15 protein-coding genes, 4 tRNA genes and 1 pseudogene are annotated in these 15,434 nt (G+C 63.7%); 14 read left to right on the top strand and 6 right to left on the bottom strand.

Annotated elements, in window-relative coordinates; genetic code table 11:
* Positions 1-37 precede the first annotated feature (37 nt).
* The gene (locus MAAFP003_RS23895) at positions 38-1,225 is read right to left on the bottom strand and encodes a cytochrome P450 (RefSeq protein ID WP_096290139.1); all 1,188 of its coding nucleotides are present in this window, start codon (positions 1,223-1,225) and stop codon (positions 38-40) included.
* A 149-nt stretch (positions 1,226-1,374) separates the two neighbouring features.
* Here MAAFP003_RS23895 and MAAFP003_RS23900 point away from each other — a divergent pair, with 149 nt between their 5' ends.
* From MAAFP003_RS23900 to MAAFP003_RS23935, 8 genes are all read left to right on the top strand, one after another.
* A complete protein-coding gene (locus tag MAAFP003_RS23900; RefSeq protein ID WP_243394184.1) occupies positions 1,375-2,046 on the top strand; it encodes a TetR/AcrR family transcriptional regulator in 672 nt (223 codons plus the stop codon).
* A 57-nt stretch (positions 2,047-2,103) separates the two neighbouring features.
* Complete coding sequence (locus MAAFP003_RS23905; protein ID WP_096290141.1) at positions 2,104-3,345, top strand: cytochrome P450; 1,242 nt, start codon at positions 2,104-2,106, stop codon at positions 3,343-3,345.
* 6 nt (positions 3,346-3,351) lie between these two features.
* Positions 3,352-4,497 (top strand): LLM class flavin-dependent oxidoreductase, encoded by a 1,146-nt coding sequence (locus tag MAAFP003_RS23910; protein ID WP_096290142.1) that lies wholly within the window; start codon positions 3,352-3,354, stop codon positions 4,495-4,497.
* The gene (locus MAAFP003_RS23915) at positions 4,497-5,048 is read left to right on the top strand and encodes a hypothetical protein (protein ID WP_096290143.1); all 552 of its coding nucleotides are present in this window, start codon (positions 4,497-4,499) and stop codon (positions 5,046-5,048) included. The genes MAAFP003_RS23910 and MAAFP003_RS23915 overlap by 1 nt, the downstream gene beginning before the upstream one ends.
* A 52-nt stretch (positions 5,049-5,100) precedes the next feature.
* On the top strand, positions 5,101-6,141 hold the full coding sequence (locus MAAFP003_RS23920) for a substrate-binding domain-containing protein (RefSeq protein WP_096291373.1): 1,041 nt from the start codon (positions 5,101-5,103) through the stop codon (positions 6,139-6,141).
* A gap of 87 nt (positions 6,142-6,228) precedes the next feature.
* Positions 6,229-7,467 carry a cytochrome P450 gene (locus tag MAAFP003_RS23925; RefSeq protein ID WP_096290144.1) on the top strand — a complete coding sequence of 413 codons (1,239 nt, stop codon included), beginning with the start codon at positions 6,229-6,231 and terminating at the stop codon, positions 7,465-7,467.
* Positions 7,464-8,312, top strand: coding sequence for an SDR family NAD(P)-dependent oxidoreductase (locus MAAFP003_RS23930; protein ID WP_096290145.1), 849 nt, complete (start codon positions 7,464-7,466; stop codon positions 8,310-8,312). Before MAAFP003_RS23925 ends, MAAFP003_RS23930 begins: the two co-directional genes overlap by 4 nt.
* A gap of 34 nt (positions 8,313-8,346) precedes the next feature.
* The gene (locus MAAFP003_RS23935) at positions 8,347-9,288 is read left to right on the top strand and encodes a zinc-binding dehydrogenase (RefSeq protein WP_096290146.1); all 942 of its coding nucleotides are present in this window, start codon (positions 8,347-8,349) and stop codon (positions 9,286-9,288) included.
* Between the two features lie 112 nt (positions 9,289-9,400).
* Here MAAFP003_RS23935 and MAAFP003_RS23940 read toward each other — a convergent pair.
* From MAAFP003_RS23940 to MAAFP003_RS23950, 3 genes are all read right to left on the bottom strand, one after another.
* A tRNA-Phe gene (locus MAAFP003_RS23940) sits at positions 9,401-9,474 on the bottom strand.
* 34 nt (positions 9,475-9,508) lie between these two features.
* Positions 9,509-9,582 (bottom strand) — tRNA-Asp (locus MAAFP003_RS23945).
* 39 nt (positions 9,583-9,621) lie between these two features.
* Positions 9,622-9,694, bottom strand: a tRNA-Glu gene (locus MAAFP003_RS23950).
* Between the two features lie 136 nt (positions 9,695-9,830).
* On the opposite strand from MAAFP003_RS23950, the gene MAAFP003_RS23955 reads away from it, so the two are divergent.
* The 3 genes and pseudogenes from MAAFP003_RS23955 to MAAFP003_RS23965 all read left to right on the top strand — a co-directional run bounded on the left by MAAFP003_RS23955 (position 9,831) and on the right by MAAFP003_RS23965 (position 11,006).
* Positions 9,831-9,903: transfer RNA gene (locus MAAFP003_RS23955), tRNA-Lys, on the top strand.
* 112 nt (positions 9,904-10,015) lie between these two features.
* A pseudogene (locus MAAFP003_RS23960) lies at positions 10,016-10,165 on the top strand (helix-turn-helix domain-containing protein); the annotation flags it as partial.
* A 19-nt stretch (positions 10,166-10,184) separates the two neighbouring features.
* Positions 10,185-11,006: a TIGR04255 family protein gene (locus MAAFP003_RS23965; protein ID WP_423790954.1), complete on the top strand. Its 822-nt coding sequence runs from the start codon at positions 10,185-10,187 to the stop codon at positions 11,004-11,006.
* A 3-nt stretch (positions 11,007-11,009) separates the two neighbouring features.
* On the opposite strand, the gene MAAFP003_RS23970 is transcribed toward MAAFP003_RS23965, so the two are convergent.
* Positions 11,010-11,909 carry a class I SAM-dependent methyltransferase gene (locus MAAFP003_RS23970; protein ID WP_096290147.1) on the bottom strand — a complete coding sequence of 300 codons (900 nt, stop codon included), beginning with the start codon at positions 11,907-11,909 and terminating at the stop codon, positions 11,010-11,012.
* A gap of 122 nt (positions 11,910-12,031) precedes the next feature.
* Between MAAFP003_RS23970 and MAAFP003_RS23975 the strand changes: the two genes are divergently transcribed.
* On the top strand, positions 12,032-12,535 hold the full coding sequence (locus MAAFP003_RS23975) for a nucleoside deaminase (protein ID WP_096290148.1): 504 nt from the start codon (positions 12,032-12,034) through the stop codon (positions 12,533-12,535).
* Here MAAFP003_RS23975 and MAAFP003_RS23980 read toward each other — a convergent pair.
* Complete coding sequence (locus MAAFP003_RS23980) at positions 12,532-13,590, bottom strand: oxygenase MpaB family protein (protein WP_423790939.1); 1,059 nt, start codon at positions 13,588-13,590, stop codon at positions 12,532-12,534. The genes MAAFP003_RS23975 and MAAFP003_RS23980 overlap by 4 nt on opposite strands.
* A gap of 68 nt (positions 13,591-13,658) precedes the next feature.
* Between MAAFP003_RS23980 and MAAFP003_RS23985 the strand changes: the two genes are divergently transcribed.
* Positions 13,659-14,270 (top strand): TetR/AcrR family transcriptional regulator, encoded by a 612-nt coding sequence (locus tag MAAFP003_RS23985; RefSeq protein ID WP_096290150.1) that lies wholly within the window; start codon positions 13,659-13,661, stop codon positions 14,268-14,270.
* A 134-nt stretch (positions 14,271-14,404) separates the two neighbouring features.
* Complete coding sequence (locus MAAFP003_RS23990) at positions 14,405-15,433, top strand: acyl-ACP desaturase (RefSeq protein WP_096290151.1); 1,029 nt, start codon at positions 14,405-14,407, stop codon at positions 15,431-15,433.
* The last annotated feature ends 1 nt before the right edge of the window (position 15,434 follow it).

The following is a 15,434-nucleotide window of genomic DNA, read 5'->3' on the forward strand; positions in this document are numbered from 1 at the left end:
CTTTCCTGTGCGGCCCTGCGGAGGATTGCATGCCGAATCAGGACACGAACACCGGAAGTGATGCCCAGCCGCGCGCCAGCGAAGTGGTGGTGTATCGGGCGCCAGATTCATCGATGCGCCACTCGGGAAAGCGGTTGAGTATTTCGTCGAGGGCAACGCGGCCCTCGAGCCGTGCTAACGCATTCCCGAGGCAATAGTGGGTGCCCACACCAAAACCGAGATGCTGGCGCGGTTTTCGGTGCACGTCGAAGGTGTCGCCGTTGACGAACCGGCGATCGTCCCGGTTGGCCGAGGCGAGCAACAAGATCACCACACTGCCCGCTTGCACCGTCTGCCCGTGCAATTCGATATCGCGGGTGACGTAGCGAGCCACGTGCACCGCGGGCGGTTCGAATCGCACGATTTCTTCGACGGCCTGCCCTATTAGTGAGCGGTCATCGACCAGATCGCGGCGCTGATCGGGGTGATCGGCCAAAAGCTTTCCAGCCGCACCAATCAGCCGCGTAGTCGTATCGGCGCCGGCCGTCGCCACGACGGTCAGGTAGAGCAGCAGCTCCTCGCCGGACAGTCGGCGCACGACGCCAGACTCGTCGGTGAATTCCGCGTTCATCAACTCGGTCAGCAAGTCGTCGGAAGGGTTCTTGGCACGCCAGTCCACATAGTCAGCGAAAACTTCACCGTTTGCCAGGCCGACGAGTGGCTGGCCGGGTTCGTTATCGAGCGTCGATAGGCTCTTTTGGAATAGGCGGTCTTGCTCGCCTTCCGGGATGCCGAACAGTTTTCCCACCACCCGGACCGGAAGAAGCAACCCCACGTCGGTGACGAAATCGAATCCACCGTTTTGCACCGCGGGCGCGAGGATTTCCGCGCACATCTGGCGGATCTGTGGTTCCAGCGCGCCGATACGACGGGGGGTGAACACCCGCGACAACAGGTTGCGGTGGATGTCGTGGACTGGAGGATCCTCGAAAATCAGCAATCCGGAGGGGATCGACATGTCGGCCCGGATGATCTCCAGGATGGCACCGCGTGCCGAACTGAAAACCTCGTGATTGACGAGCGCGGCACTCACGTCGTCGAACCGGCTCAACGCATAGAAATCGTGGTGGGCGTTGTAGTACAGCGGCGCCTCCTCGCGCAGCCGCCGAAACATTGCGAACGGATCGGTGTTCAGCGCGACGTCGTACGGGTCGTAGTAGAGCTCGCCGGCGGTGCTAGCAGTCATCAAACCCCTCAACTTCGTGCTGTGTGCGACGGAATACTCACTACGGCGACGAACGCTATCACATTAAGTAAAACGTTTGACTTAGTTCAGAGAAGGTTGTTCACTGGGTAGCGCGCTAGGCACGACCCGGGTTGTCGAAGGAGCCGAGAGTGACGTCAGCAGTTGGTGAATCGCGTTCTGACCGTGGGGAATCCACCCGCGCGGCGATCCTCACAGCGGCCGAACAGCTGTTCGCCGAGCACGGGGTGAACAATGTCTCTCACCGGCAGATTGTGGCCAGCGCACGGCAGGGCAATAACGCCGCGGTCGCCTACCACTTCGGCAACAAAGCCGAGTTGGTCCGCGCCATCGAACGCAAGCATGCCGATCATGTCGAGCGCCGCCTGGCTGAGCACGTCCGGCGAGTGGCCGGGTCCACCAGTCTCACCGACTGGATTGGGTGTCTGGTTCGGTCATACACCGATCACCTCGCCTCGCTGGGCACCCCGTGCTGGTATGCACGGTTCTGCGCCCAAACCATGACTGATCCGGTCTATGCAAAGGTCATGACGTCAGGCGCTCTAACCTCCTCAGCGTTGCAGCAAGTGCTCGACGGCATCGGGAAATGCCTACCCGAGCTGCCCGGCCACGTGCGCAGCGAGCGACACCTTTACACACGCCTGTTGCTCAACCATGTTTGCGCCGAGTACGAAACCAGCTTCGCTGAAGGTCGACCGATGCCCCGAACCACTTGGGACGGCATCGGTTCCGGCCTGATCGACGCGATGGTAGGCCTGTGGCGAGCACCGGTTTCTCCCGACACCGAAGCGCCGGGAGACTAGCCCGCGTCTCCGCCACCCACTGACGTACCGACATCGCGCAGCCTGCAAGGAGATTCGATGACAGAGTTCGCCGACACCACCACGATCGACTCTGCAGAACTGCCGGGATATCCGATGGTGCGCGATGGGCGCTGCCCATTCAATCCACCACAGCACCTTCTCGATCTGAACGCCGACGGGCCCCTGCACCGTGTCCGGATTTGGAACGGTGCCGCGCCGTGGCTGGTCACCGGCTACGACGAGGCACGGGCCCTATTCGCCGATCCGCGCGTCAGTGTCGACGATCACCAAGATGGGTTCCCGTATTGGAACGAGGGTATGCAGGTCATGGCCCGCAAGCGGGCCGCCTCACTGGTCACCGCCGACGGCGAACACCACACCCGATTTCGCCGCATGCTTTCCAAGCCATTCACGGTCAAACGCATCGAAGCGATGCGCCCGCTGATCCAGCAGATCACCGACGACCATATCGACGCCATGCTGGCCGGCCCCAAACCGGCCGATATCGTCACCGCGCTGGCCCTGCCGATCCCGTCGCTGGTGATCAGCAAGCTGCTCGGCGTCCCCTACGAAGACGCCGAATTCTTTCAGGAATCAGCTACCAACGGCCTGGCCCGTTACGCCACCGCCGACGACGCCGCCAAAAGCGGGCGCAGCCTGTTCACCTACCTGCGGCAGCTCGTCGAATCGAAAATCGAGCAACCCGCCGAAGACGCGGTCTCCGACATCGCCGAACGCGTCAAAATCGGCGAGCTGACATTGAAAGAAGCCGCGCAAGCCGCCAACACATTGCTCATCGGCGGCCACGAAACCACTGGCAACATGATCAGCCTGGGCGTGCTGGCCCTGCTGGAACATCCACGCCAAATGGCGATATTGCGCGACACCACCGACCCGAAGATCATCTCCTCGGCAGTGGAAGAGTTGTTGCGATACTTGAGCATCATCCACAACGGCCAGCGTCGCGTCGCCACCGAGGACATCGCGATCGCCGGCGAAGTGATTCGCCGCGGCGAGGGCATCATCATTGACCTTGTCCCGGCGAACTGGGATCCCACAGTGTTCGACGACCCCGGCCAACTGAACCTGCAGCGCCCAGAAGTTAACAAACACATGGGTTTTGGCTACGGCCGGCACCAATGTATCGGACAAAGCCTGGCCCGAGTCGAACTGCAGATCGTATTCTCCACCTTGCTCAAGCGCATCCCCACGCTGCAACTAGCCGTCCCGCTCGACCAGGTGCCCCTCAAGCACGACCGGCTGGCCTACGGCGCCTACGAACTCCCAGTCAGCTGGTAAGGGACCATGACCGCACTTCAACTGGGCGTGCTGCACAACACGATCAACTCCCGCTTCGGACCCGGGCCGCTGGTCCGGGCCGACCACATCATGGCCCTTGTTACCGGATCCGACTCGCTATGGGTGGGTGATCACCTCAACGGCGTGCTCCCGCGTTCCATGTGGACACCCAAACACACCGGCCTGGCCAAGATCATCCCCAACATCGACGCCCACCTCGAACCCTGGACCATGCTCGGACACTTGGCCTCCCTGAGCCGGATCGGCCGACTTCGACTCGGAATCTCGGTCACGGATCCTGGTCGACGCAACCCCGCCGTCACTGCCCAGGCCGCCGCGACACTGCATCTGCTCACCAAGGGGCGTGCCATCTTGGGAATCGGGACCGGCGAACGTGAAGGCAACGAACCCTACGGCGTGGACTGGTCAAAACCCGTGGCGCGCTTTGAAGAAGCCCTAGCCACCATCCGGGCGCTGTGGGATTCCCGCGGCGAACTCATCAACCGAGACTCGCCCTTCTTCCCGCTACACAACGCCACCTTCAACGTGCCTCCGTACAAAGGTGCATGGCCGCCCGTCTGGATCGCCGCCAACGGGCCACGAATGATCCGCGCCGCCGGGAAATACGCCGATGGCTGGTTCCCCGCCAATATCACTCAACCCAAGACCTATGGTGAGAAACTCACCGCTTTACGGGCCGCGGCCTCCGACGCCGGCCGCAACCCTGACCACATCACCCCAGCCGCCATACGATTCGTTATCACCGGCCGCAACTGGGACGACATCAACGAAATCCTCGACTCCGACATCGCTAAGATCTTCATGCTCGCCTCACCCGCCGAAGCGTGGGCCCGCCACGGCAGCCAACACCCGATGGGCGCCGAGTTCACCGGCGTGCAAGATCTCGTCCCGCAGACCATCGACGAAGTGACCGCACTGCGCTACGCCACCAAAGTGCCCAAAAGCCTTCTGCAAGAACAATTCGCCGTCGGCACACCCGACGAAGTCGTCGAACAATTCGCGGAATGGCGCGACCAGGGGCTGCGCTACCTGGTCGTCGGCAACGCCAGCGCTATCCAACCCAGCATGACCAAAGGCATGGCAACCACCCGACCGTACTTAAAAGTCATCCGCGGACTCAAAAAGCTCTGATGACCACACCGCTGACAAAACTGCACTGCGCCAACCGATCGGAAGACTTCGCACATTCCGCCCGCTACCGCCTCGACGTTGTCGCGACCGAAGCGGTCGAAATGGTCAGCGGCATCGGGGGGTGGCTTTTCGACCTTGTCAAGGCCGGGTGGGATGTCAAGGCACTTGCGCCCAAATGTGCTGAGCTGCGCGGATTATCGATCCTTGGAGTCGACGTCGGCAATTTCGAGCACTCACTGCGAAACCCTGACGCCCTCGCGTTGCCCCGCGCCATCGCGGTAGCGACCCAGGCTTACGACACCGACGACCGGATCCGACGTGGGGTACATCTCGCGCTCGACGACAGTCGCATCGCGGTCATCCTCTGGGGCGGCACTTGCCCGCATGATTTGCGTTCATTCCTAACACCAGCCAGCCACCAACCGAGCGCCGCCGCAAACGTCTTCAGGGACCATGCGCTCAAGGCGATCCGGACAGCTCATAAAACCCGCGCACTCACTGAGACCTTCCACACCACTCAGGGCACAGAACGAGCCTTGCTGTTCGCATAACTGCCCCGCTCCGGGCGGTGCACACCGCGCCGGGACACCGCCAGCTGCCATGATGGTGCGCGGTGCGGTTAGGGAGGTAGCGGTGCAGAACACGGGCGCACGCAGGCCGGTGACTAGTGCCGACGTCGCGCGCCGCGCAGGGGTGTCTACGGCAACGGTCAGCTATGTGCTCAATGGTGCTCCCGGCCAGTCGATCTCGGCGCAGACTAAGGCAGCCGTCCTGGGTGCGGCGAAGGACCTGGGTTACCGGCCCAACCTGGTGGCCCGCCACCTACGCACCGGCGGCAGCGGACTGGTGCTCTACGTGGTGCCGCGCATGCCTCTGGGCGAGGTCCTCATCGAGGTGGCCAGCCGGCTGACAGCCGCGTTGTCGCAACGTGGACTGGTGCTGTCATTGCAGGTGGAGACCACTGATGCGCAAGACGTCATCGATGCGATTCACAATCTGCGGCCGATGGCGGTGACCAGCGTGTTCCCCCTCGGCGGTCGGGTACGTGACGCCGTGGAAGCCGCTGGACTGCCGCAGGTCTATCTGGGTAGCGCGAACCTGCAGACATTGGAATCGCTCAATGACAGCCTCGGCCGGGTCTGGGTCGAGCATCTAGTCAGCCGTGGACATCGCCAACTGGCCTTCGCCTACTCGGGCGACGAGAAACTACGGGCGCAAGGCGACTACTGGCTGAGCGGGCTTCGCGCCGCCGCGTCGCAGGCTGGTCTGCCCGACGTGGCGGCGGCAACAGTACCGACGACCGGGGGCAGCGCCGCCGCCGTCGTGGAGGACTGGAAACAGTCGGGTGTCACAGCGGTCTGTGCGCAAACCGATCTGACCGCGCTGATGGTCCTACGCGGCATCCACAAACTGGGCTTGCGATGCCCTGGCGACGTGGCGGTGATCGGCGCCGATGCGGGAGAACTCGGCCACGTCAGCGACCCGCTTCTCACGTCGGTGTCGTTCAACATCGAGGCGATCGCCAGACAGGCCGTCACGGCCCTGATGACACAACTGGGTTTAGACGTAGATTTCGATGTCGACGACAGTCCCGCTCCCGGTGCGACGGAATTCGTCGCCCTGATCCAACGCGAATCCACCTAGCCCCGGATTGGCGCCCTGCCTCCAGGGTTGACTTAATCGTGTAACTAGCTTAATCGTGTAAGCGACCTCGTACGAAAGGACGGGCCCATGACTGTCAGCAATCCGACCCGGGCGTACTACGACCCCTACGATTCGGCACTGAACACCGACCCGTATCCGATGTTCGCGCGGCTGCGTGAGGAAGCGCCGCTGTACTACAACGCCGACCACGACTTCTATGCACTGAGTCGCTTCAGCGACGTCGCCGCCGCACTGGTCGATCACGAGACCTACAGTTCCGCGCGAACCGCGATTGTCGAGTTGATCAAGGCCGACATCACTATTCCGCCCGGTGTCCTGATCTTCGAGGATCCGCCGCTGCACGACGTGCATCGAAAGCTGTTGTCGCGGATGTTCACGCCCCGCAAAGTGATGGCGCTGGAGCCACAAATCCGAAGATTCTGCGCCGAGAGCCTCGATCCGCTGGTCGGGACCGGACGCTTCGACTTCGTCCAGGATCTCGGCGCGCAGATGCCGATGAAGACCATCAGCATGCTGGTCGGAATCCCCGAGGCCGACCGGGAGGCGATTCGCGATCACTCCAACGCCCAGATGCGCACCGACGACGGTAAGCCGATCAGGGCGGCGTCGGAGGGGCTGGTGCTGGGCGAGATGTTCGGCGAGTACCTGGACTGGCGCGCCCAGCATCCCGCTGACGACATCATGACGGAGTTGCTCAACGCGGAGTTTGTCGACGAAACCGGCATCACGCGCCGCCTGACCCGAGAAGAGATCCTCAACTACGTCAACGTCGTCGCCGGCGCGGGCAACGAAACCACCGTGCGGCTGATCGGGTGGATTGGCAAGGTCCTCGCCGACCACCCCGACCAACGTCGCGAACTCGCCGAACGCCCGGAGCTGATCCCGCAGGCGATAGAGGAATTGCTGCGGTTCGAGACCCCGGCTCCGCATGTCGCTCGCTACGTCACCCGCGAGGTCCAGTTGCACGGACAGACCGTGCCCGAAGGGAGCATCATGCTGTTGCTGCTGGCCGCCGCGACCCGCGACCATCGTCAGCATCCGCCCAACGGTGACGTGTTCGACATTCACCGCCCAGTGCATCAGCATGCGGTCTTCGGCGTCGGCGCGCACTATTGCCTGGGGTCGGCGTTGGCGCGACTGGAAGGCCGGATTGCCCTCGAGGAAGTCCTCAAGCGATTCCCCGAATGGGATGTCGACGTGACTAACGCCCGGTTCTCCACCACATCAACGGGTCGAGGCTGGGACGCCCTTCCCGCCCACACCCATCCGGCGAAACACTCCATCGGGCCAGGCGCGCACGCGTGAAGACGATTGTGATCACCGGTGCGACGGCTGGTATCGGGTTGCACAGCGCCGAGCAACTCGGCGCTGCGGGGCATCACCTGGTGCTGATTGCCCGCAGCGAAGCCAAGCTCGCCACCGCGGCCGCACGAGTCCGCGCCGCCGGCGCAGTTCACGTCGACACCGTTGTCGCCGACTTCCAATCACTGCGTGCGGTCGATGCGGCGGCACGAGTGGTGCTCGACAGCTGCGACCGACTCGACGTCTTGATCAACAACGCCGGCGGGCTGTTCGGCCACCGCACCGTGACACGCGACGGCTACGAGGCCACCTTCGGCGTGAACCACCTGGCGGGTTATCTGCTGACCGAACGTCTCAAACCGTTGCTGATACACAGTGCCCCGGCCCGCGTCGTCATCACCGCCTCTTCCGGGCACTCACACGGTTCCATCGACTTCGACGACCTGCATTTCCAGCATCACTACGACAGCTTCAAGGCCTACTACCGATCCAAACTGGCCAACGTCCTCTACATGCGCGCCCTGGCCGCCGAGCTGGACGGCAAAGGGGTCACCGCGAATGCGCTACACCCGGGCATGGTGGCCACCGACATCTGGGACAGCACACCCGCTTTGGCGCGCCCGCTGGTCGCGGCGGTCAAACGAGTCGCGATGCTGACTCCCGCCCAAGGAGGCGCCCGCATCACCCACGTCGCTGTCGAACCGCGGCTCGACAACGTCACCGGCGCCTACTTCAACCGAAATCGCATCAAGCAACCCTCCAAGCTGGCTCGCGACGCGGCGCTGGGCGCCCAGCTGTGCCGCGTCAGCGACCAACTCACCGGCATCGACCGCAACCCCATTCGCTGATCCCCCGCCGCAACTCATCGAGGAGCAAGTACCTATGAAAGCCTGGCACCTGATCGCAGCCAACCAGCCGTTGCAGCGCGTGGAATGCGACGACCCCGAGCCCGGGCCGGGTCAAGTCGTTGTCGACGTCCGCGCCGCCGGGTTGTGCCACAGCGACGTCGGTTTCCTCGACGGCACTCTGACCCCGTTGCTCCCCAAGCTGCCGATCATTCCCGGACACGAAGTGTCCGGCGTCATCGCCGAACTGGGCCCCGACGTCGAGGATCTTGCCGTCGGCGACCGCGTCGTCATCGAATTGAGCGAACATGGCGCCCCCGGCTGGTCAGCCGACGGCGGCTTCGCCGACAAGTGCCTGGCCTCCGCCAAGGGCGTCATCAAGCTGGCCGATCAGATCAGCTTCGCCCAAGCAGCTACCGCCACTGACGCGGGCCAAACCGCCTACGGAGCCGTCATGGGAGTCGGCGCGCTACAAGCCGGGGAACGTGTGGGAATCGTCGGTCTGGGCGGATTAGGCCTCACCGGTGCGCGCATCGCGGTGGTGGCCGGAGCCGAGGTCTTCGCCGCCGAACCCAAACGCGAGATCTGGGAACTGGCGACGCAAAACGGCGTCACCCAGATCTTCGAGGACGTTCGCGACCTGGCGCCCCTGCAACTGGACGTCATCGTCGACTTCGCCGGATTCGGGACCACCACCGCTGGCGCCGTCAGCGCGGTCCGACCAGAAGGACGGGTCATCCAGGTGGGCCTTGGGGTCGACGAAGCGACCATCCCAACCACCGAACTCGTCTTCAAAGAAGTGGTCCTGCGCGGCGCGCGTGGCGGTCACCCCGGCGACCTGAAAGCCGTCCTGGGCCTGATGGCCGCCGGCCAGCTGTCGATCCACACCGAAACCATCGGATTTGATGACATCCCTGAAGCCATCGAACGACTCAAGTCTGGTGACACCCGAGGACGCCTGGTCGCCGAAACCGGCTGAGTCAAAGCGCCTCCGCTAGGAGAATGCCGAAATGCTCAAGGCACGTGCGATTTTGAAGAAGGCTCGGGATTCTTCGCGGCCGAGCTCGACCGGCCAGTACGTTCGACAGTTGTGGCCAGGGCCGGGATCGAACCGGCGACCTTCCGCTTTTCAGGCGGACGCTCGTACCAACTGAGCTACCTGGCCCGGAAGGCACCGATAACGTGCCTCGCCTTAAGGGCGACCCTGACGGGACTCGAACCCGCGACCTCCGCCGTGACAGGGCGGCGCGCTAACCAACTGCGCCACAGGGCCTTGCTGTACTGCTCGCTCCGACGTTACCGCCGTTGCGTGTACCCCCAACGGGATTCGAACCCGTGCTACCGCCGTGAAAGGGCGGCGTCCTAGGCCACTAGACGATGGGGGCCCGAACCGAATCACTCCGGGGTACTCGCAACGCAACTACCGTTGGAAGCCACGCTAGCTTAGGTCACCGCAGGCCTAATCCTCAAACGAGCGCCGTTCGAGTCGCGTTTCGAGCCCAAGTATCCTGAACGTTCGCCGCCCCTATAGCTCAGTTGGTAGAGCTACGGACTTTTAATCCGCAGGTCCTAGGTTCGAGTCCTAGTGGGGGCACAAAAACGCTGTATTACCTCGGCTGATGCGTGACATTTCTCCTTCGGCTGATGCGCGACAGTGTTTCGGCTGATGGTTGACAGTTACTTCGGCTGATCCTGACACTCCCGAGATGAGGGAGTTGAGTCTGGCCGAGCAACGGTATGCGGCCGTGTTGGCGGTGATCGGCGACGGTTTGTCGGTGTCGCAGGCCGCGGAAAAGGTCGGGGTGGCGCGTCAAACGCTGCACCGATCGCTGGCCCGTTACGAGGCTGAGGGCTTGCCGAAGTCCTCGTTTGACCCTGACCCGACTTGGCTATGCTTCGCGGGTGAGTGTCGATCCGGCCTGGCAAAACGCGCCCGCAGCCCTGGTAACGATGGAAATCCGTCACCCCGCAACGGATTCCCTCACCGAATCGTCGAGCCGGGAGCTCAAAAGCCTGCTCGCCGACGACCTGCCCATCGAACGCCAAGCTCAGGACGTCGCCTGGGCGATGGCTCCAGGGGGAGGCCCTGCGCCGACGGCGGAACAGTTCGCCCGCTATGTGAACCGGGACGGCACGCTGGCCGCCTCGATCAAGAACCAGGCAATCGTCATCGAGACCACCGCCTACTCCACCTTCGATGCGCTGTCAGACGTCGCGATGCGCGTCATCGAGGCTCGTTCCCAGGTGTCTTCGATCGTCGGCGTGGAACGCATCGGTCTGCGCTATCTGCTGGAGATCCGCGTCCCGCTGGGCGCCGACGGTCGCATCGACTGGGCCGAATGGATCGCCGAGCCGCTGCTCGGCCCGCAACGCATCGCTCCCGGCGGCCTGACCCTCACCGAATGGCAGGGCGCTGCGGTCTACCGCGAACAGCAACCGGGCAAATCGATGATCGTGCGCTACGGACCGGGCATCGGCCAGGCCCTGGACCCCAACTACTACCTGCGCCGCACCCTGCCGGCGCAGCCCGGACCGTTTTTCCAGCTGGACATCGACAGCTTCTGGACCCCGGCCGCCTCGATCCCCGAATACAACCGCGATGCGGTCCGTGCGACGTTCCACAATCTCTACGAGCCGGCCCGTGCGGTGTTTCAGGAAATGCTCACCAGCAGCCTGAAGGATGACCTGCAGGCCTGAGCCCTAGCGGGTACGCACAGCCCTGCTGTAGGTCACATCGGCGAACGCCTGCGCGACGTCGTCGTCGGGGTAGTGAAAGCCGTTGGCCGCGTGCAGTTCCTTGACCGTCTGTGACGACACGTCCCAGCCACGCTGCTTGAGGTGGTCGACGAGGTGGCTGCGGTGCCCGTGGTAGACGAGATCGTTGAAGTCGACTTCGAAGCCGAGTTCGCTCATCCGGTCGTGGTGTGCGCGCCACCGCGGATCCGCGAAAATCGCTGTGTCGGGGACGAATTCGAAAGCCAGCTGGCTGCCCGGGGCGCTGAGCTCGGTGATGTGGTCGAACAACGTGTCCTGAGCCTCGTCGGGCAGGTACACCAGCAAGCCCTCCGCGCTCCACGCCGAGGGCGCCGTCGGGTCGAATCCCGCGGCCTGTAGCGCGCCGGCCCAGTCGTCGCGCAGATCGACCGCGACGGCGCGCCGCTGCGCGGTCGGCTGTGCGCCGAGATCACCCAGAGTCAGGGTCTTGAACTCGATCACGTCGGGCAGGTCGACCTCGTAGACGACGGTGCCCGCCGGCCACGGCAGACGGTAGGCGCGCGCATCCAGACCCGAGGCGAGAATCACCGCCTGCGCGACGCCGCTGCGTGCGGCTGCCAGGAAGTACTGGTCGTAGAACCTGGTGCGACACGCCATCCCCTCGGCCGTGCGGCGAGGGTCGAATTCGGCATCCCCGCCGACCGGAATCTGCCCGTCGACCATGCGGACGTACACATCTATCCCGACTGCCCGCACCAAAGCCGCGGCGTACGGGTCGTCGATCAACTTCTCATCGTGGGACAGCGCCCGGTGGGCGGCAACCATGGTGGCTGTCGCCCCGACGCTCGTCGCGAGGTCCCAGCGATCGCTATCGGTGCGCGCCACAGTGCTCCCCTGAATCCGTATCTCCAACAAACATAGACAAGCTAGTTATTACCACGACGGGCGGCCGCTGCACCGGTCGGGACTACTCTCCGACTTAACTGCCCGCCCGCGCCGGAGGAACCGTGACCGATTTTGCCCGACGGACCATCGAGCTGGCCCGCCGAAACGTCGCCGAGGGCGGCCGGCCGTTCGCGACCGTGATCGTCCAGGACGGCCAGGTGCTCGCCGAGAGCGCCAACAAGGTCGCCCAGTCCAACGATCCGACCGCCCACGCCGAGATCCTCGCGATCCGCGAAGCCTGCATCAAGCTGGGCACCGAGCACCTGGTTGACGCCACCATCTACGTGATGGCCCATCCGTGCCCGATGTGCCTGGGCTCGCTGTACTACTGCTCGCCTGCGGAAGTCGTCTTCTTGATCACCCGCGAGTCCTACGAGCAGTACTACCTCGACGACCGCAAATACTTTGAGGTCTCGACGTTTTACGACGAATTCGCGAAAAGCTGGGACCAGCGGCGGCTACCCATGCGATACCAGCCTCAAGACGCCGCGGTCGAGGTCTACCGGTTGTGGAACGAACGCAATGGCGGCGAGCGTAAATCGACGGTCGTCCCAGCCTCGCCCTAGGAAACGTTGGGGCAGTAGTGCATTGGGTTGTCCCGCTCGTCGACGGGCGGCAGGTTGCGCGCCGGGGTGTGCACCAGCGGCGCGTCGGCCGGGATCCGTCCAGACGCCCGATCCAACCCCGCCCTGGCCCGCGGGTGCTTTCTGAATCGTGCTGGCACACAAGCGAACACCAGACGAACCAGGTCACCGAGGCGCCGGTGCAGCCATTCGTCACGGCGTGACCATTGGTAGCCCATCAGCTGCCGCACCGGCGGGTCGTACAGACCGACGGTGAACCAGACGAAGAACGGCGCCAGCAGTTTGCGTTGCGCCGCCCACAACCAATCCGGAACCTTGCCGGCAAACGGCGGCTTGGGCAGGTCGGTCAGATCCAGCACCGCACGTGCGGCCTCGTGGTCCTCTAATACGTTGCGGCACATGTGATCCCAGTAAACCTGGAAGTCCTCCCAGGACGCCGGGACCGGTCGCATGCTCATGCCGTACATCCGGTACCAGTCGATGTGTTCGGCGAACAGCTGCCGCTTCTGATCCTCGGTCAGCCCGCCGCAGAACCGTTCTGCCACATGGATAGTCCCGACGAAGAAGGTGGCATGCGCCCAGTAGAAGACATCGGGATTCAGCGCGTGATAGCGGCGACCCTGCTCGTCGACACCCTTGATGTTGACGTGATAGTCGCGCACCTCGGCGCCGGTGGCCGGAGCGCGGTCCCCGTCGAAGACGACGCCGCCGATCGGATACAACGACCGCAACAGCCGGGGCCAGCGTTCCCGGAAGAAGGTCGAGTGGTCGCTGACCGCAGCGCCCAGTTGCGGGTGCATGTTCTGCATGGATCCCGCCCACGGCCCCTGCAACATGCCGCGCCAATCCCCGAAGTAGCGCCACGTCAGGGAATCGGGACCCAGTGGTAAAGCGTTATATCCGAATTGTGATACCGGACACCCGCTCGCGACCCCGTCAGAGGCGCGGTCAGACATTGCCAACTCGTCGAGAGTGGTCGCGCCGCTACCAGCTTCGGCGCTGGTCAGTGGGCAGGCTGCGGACGTATGTTGGGTCACTATTGGGTTTCCTATAGCTAGCCGAGATTCTGACTACGTGCGTTGTCATTTTAGAGTTTAGGAGCGATGTGCAGACCGGTCAACGACGGGGCCGTTGGTCAGGCGTTCCCCTGGAAAGTCGCCACGCTCTGCGACGCGACAACCTGATCGCCGCCGGCGTGCAATTACTGGGCAGCGAGCGCGGTCCAGCGCTGACCGTCCGGGCCGTCTGCCGCAAGGCGGCGTTGACCGAACGGTACTTCTACGAGAGTTTCTCCGACCGCGACGAATTCGTGCGCGCGGTCTACGACGATGTTTGCGCCCGGGCCATGACGACCCTTACCTCCGCGGACACCCCACGGGAAGCGGTCGAGCAGTTCGTCGAGCTGATGGTCGATGATCCGGTGCGCGGGCGCGTGCTGCTCTTGGCGCCGGCCGTCGAGCCGATCCTGACGCAATCGGGCGCGGAGTGGATGCCAAGCTTCATCGGCCTACTGCAGAAAAAGCTGTCCAACATCGGCGACCCGGTGCTGCAGAAGATGATCGCCACCAGCCTGGTCGGCGGCCTGACCAGCTTGTTCACTGCCTATCTGAACAGGCAGCTCGGGGCCACTCGCAAACAGTTCATCGACTATTGCGTGAACATGCTCTTCAACACGGCGGCCCCGTATGTTCCGCCCCTGGACGGGGTATCCGAGTAACGCGTTCGCCCGCGAAAAGCCGTCCAGACTAAGTAGCCAAGTTGTTACTCGGCGCGCCCGGGGCGGAACTTGATGCTACTGATCGACACAGATATATTGACTGCAACTATTAGACACAGATAACTGGGGGTGTCATGCCAGCGACAGCCGACCTGACGGACTTGCAGCTTTTGCACGAACTGGAGCCGGTCGTCGAGAAGTACCTGAATCGGCACCTGAGCATGCACAAGCCGTGGAACCCGCACGACTACATCCCGTGGTCGGACGGCAAGAACTTCTACGCGCTCGGCGGGCAGGACTGGGACCCCGAGCAGAGCCAGCTCTCCGACCTCGCCCAGGTGGCGATGGTGCAGAACCTGATGACCGAGGACAATCTGCCTTCCTATCACCGCGAGATCGCGATGAACTTCGGTCTCGACGGCCCCTGGGGTACCTGGGTCAACCGATGGACCGCCGAAGAGAACAGGCACGGCATCGCGCTGCGCGACTATCTTGTCGTGACCCGCGCGGTCGACCCCGTCGAGCTGGAGAAGCTGCGCATCGAGGTCGTCAACCGCGGCTTCAGCCCGGGCCAGAATCACCAGGTCCGTGACGATCTGTTCGCCGAGAGCCTGTTCGACTCGGTCATCTACGTGACCTTCCAGGAGCTGGCGACCAGGATTTCGCACCGCAATACCGGTAGGGCCTGCAACGAGCCCATCGCGGACCAGTTGCTGGGCAAGATCTCGGCCGACGAGAACCTGCACATGATCTTCTACCGCGATGTCAGCGAGGCCGGCTTCGAGATCGACCCCAACCAGGCGACGAGGTCGCTGCACAAGATCCTGCGCAACTTCCAGATGCCCGGCTTCCAGGTGCCCGAGTTCCGCCGCAAGGCCGTCTACATCGCCGTCGGCGGCGTCTACGATCCGCGCATCCACCTCGACGAGGTCGTGATGCCGGTGCTGAAGAAATGGCGCTTCTTCGAGCGCGAGGACATCACCGGTGAGGCGGCCGCACTGCGCGACGACCTCGGCCTGCTGATCAAGGAACTCGAGGATGCCTGCGACAAGTTCGAGGTGTCCAAGCAGCGCCAGCTCGAGCGGGAAGCTCGCACGGGCAAGAAGGTCACCGCGTTCGAGCTGCACCAGACCGCCGGCAAGCTGGCGATGAGCAGGCGGTAAC

The organism is Mycobacterium ahvazicum (assembly GCF_900176255.2).
GTDB lineage: Bacteria > Actinomycetota > Actinomycetes > Mycobacteriales > Mycobacteriaceae > Mycobacterium > Mycobacterium ahvazicum.

Bases quoted from the DNA above. Each gene is read 5' to 3' on its own strand.
- MAAFP003_RS23895 (WP_096290139.1), bottom strand. From the start codon at position 1,225: ATGACTGCTAGCACCGCCGGCGAGCTCTACTACGACCCGTACGACGTC.
- MAAFP003_RS23905 (WP_096290141.1), top strand. From the start codon at position 2,104: ATGACAGAGTTCGCCGACACCACCACGATCGACTCTGCAGAACTGCCG.
- MAAFP003_RS23910 (WP_096290142.1), top strand. From the start codon at position 3,352: ATGACCGCACTTCAACTGGGCGTGCTGCACAACACGATCAACTCCCGC.
- MAAFP003_RS23915 (WP_096290143.1), top strand. From the start codon at position 4,497: ATGACCACACCGCTGACAAAACTGCACTGCGCCAACCGATCGGAAGAC.
- MAAFP003_RS23920 (WP_096291373.1), top strand. From the start codon at position 5,101: ATGGTGCGCGGTGCGGTTAGGGAGGTAGCGGTGCAGAACACGGGCGCA.
- MAAFP003_RS23925 (WP_096290144.1), top strand. From the start codon at position 6,229: ATGACTGTCAGCAATCCGACCCGGGCGTACTACGACCCCTACGATTCG.
- MAAFP003_RS23935 (WP_096290146.1), top strand. From the start codon at position 8,347: ATGAAAGCCTGGCACCTGATCGCAGCCAACCAGCCGTTGCAGCGCGTG.
- MAAFP003_RS23990 (WP_096290151.1), top strand. From the start codon at position 14,405: ATGCCAGCGACAGCCGACCTGACGGACTTGCAGCTTTTGCACGAACTG.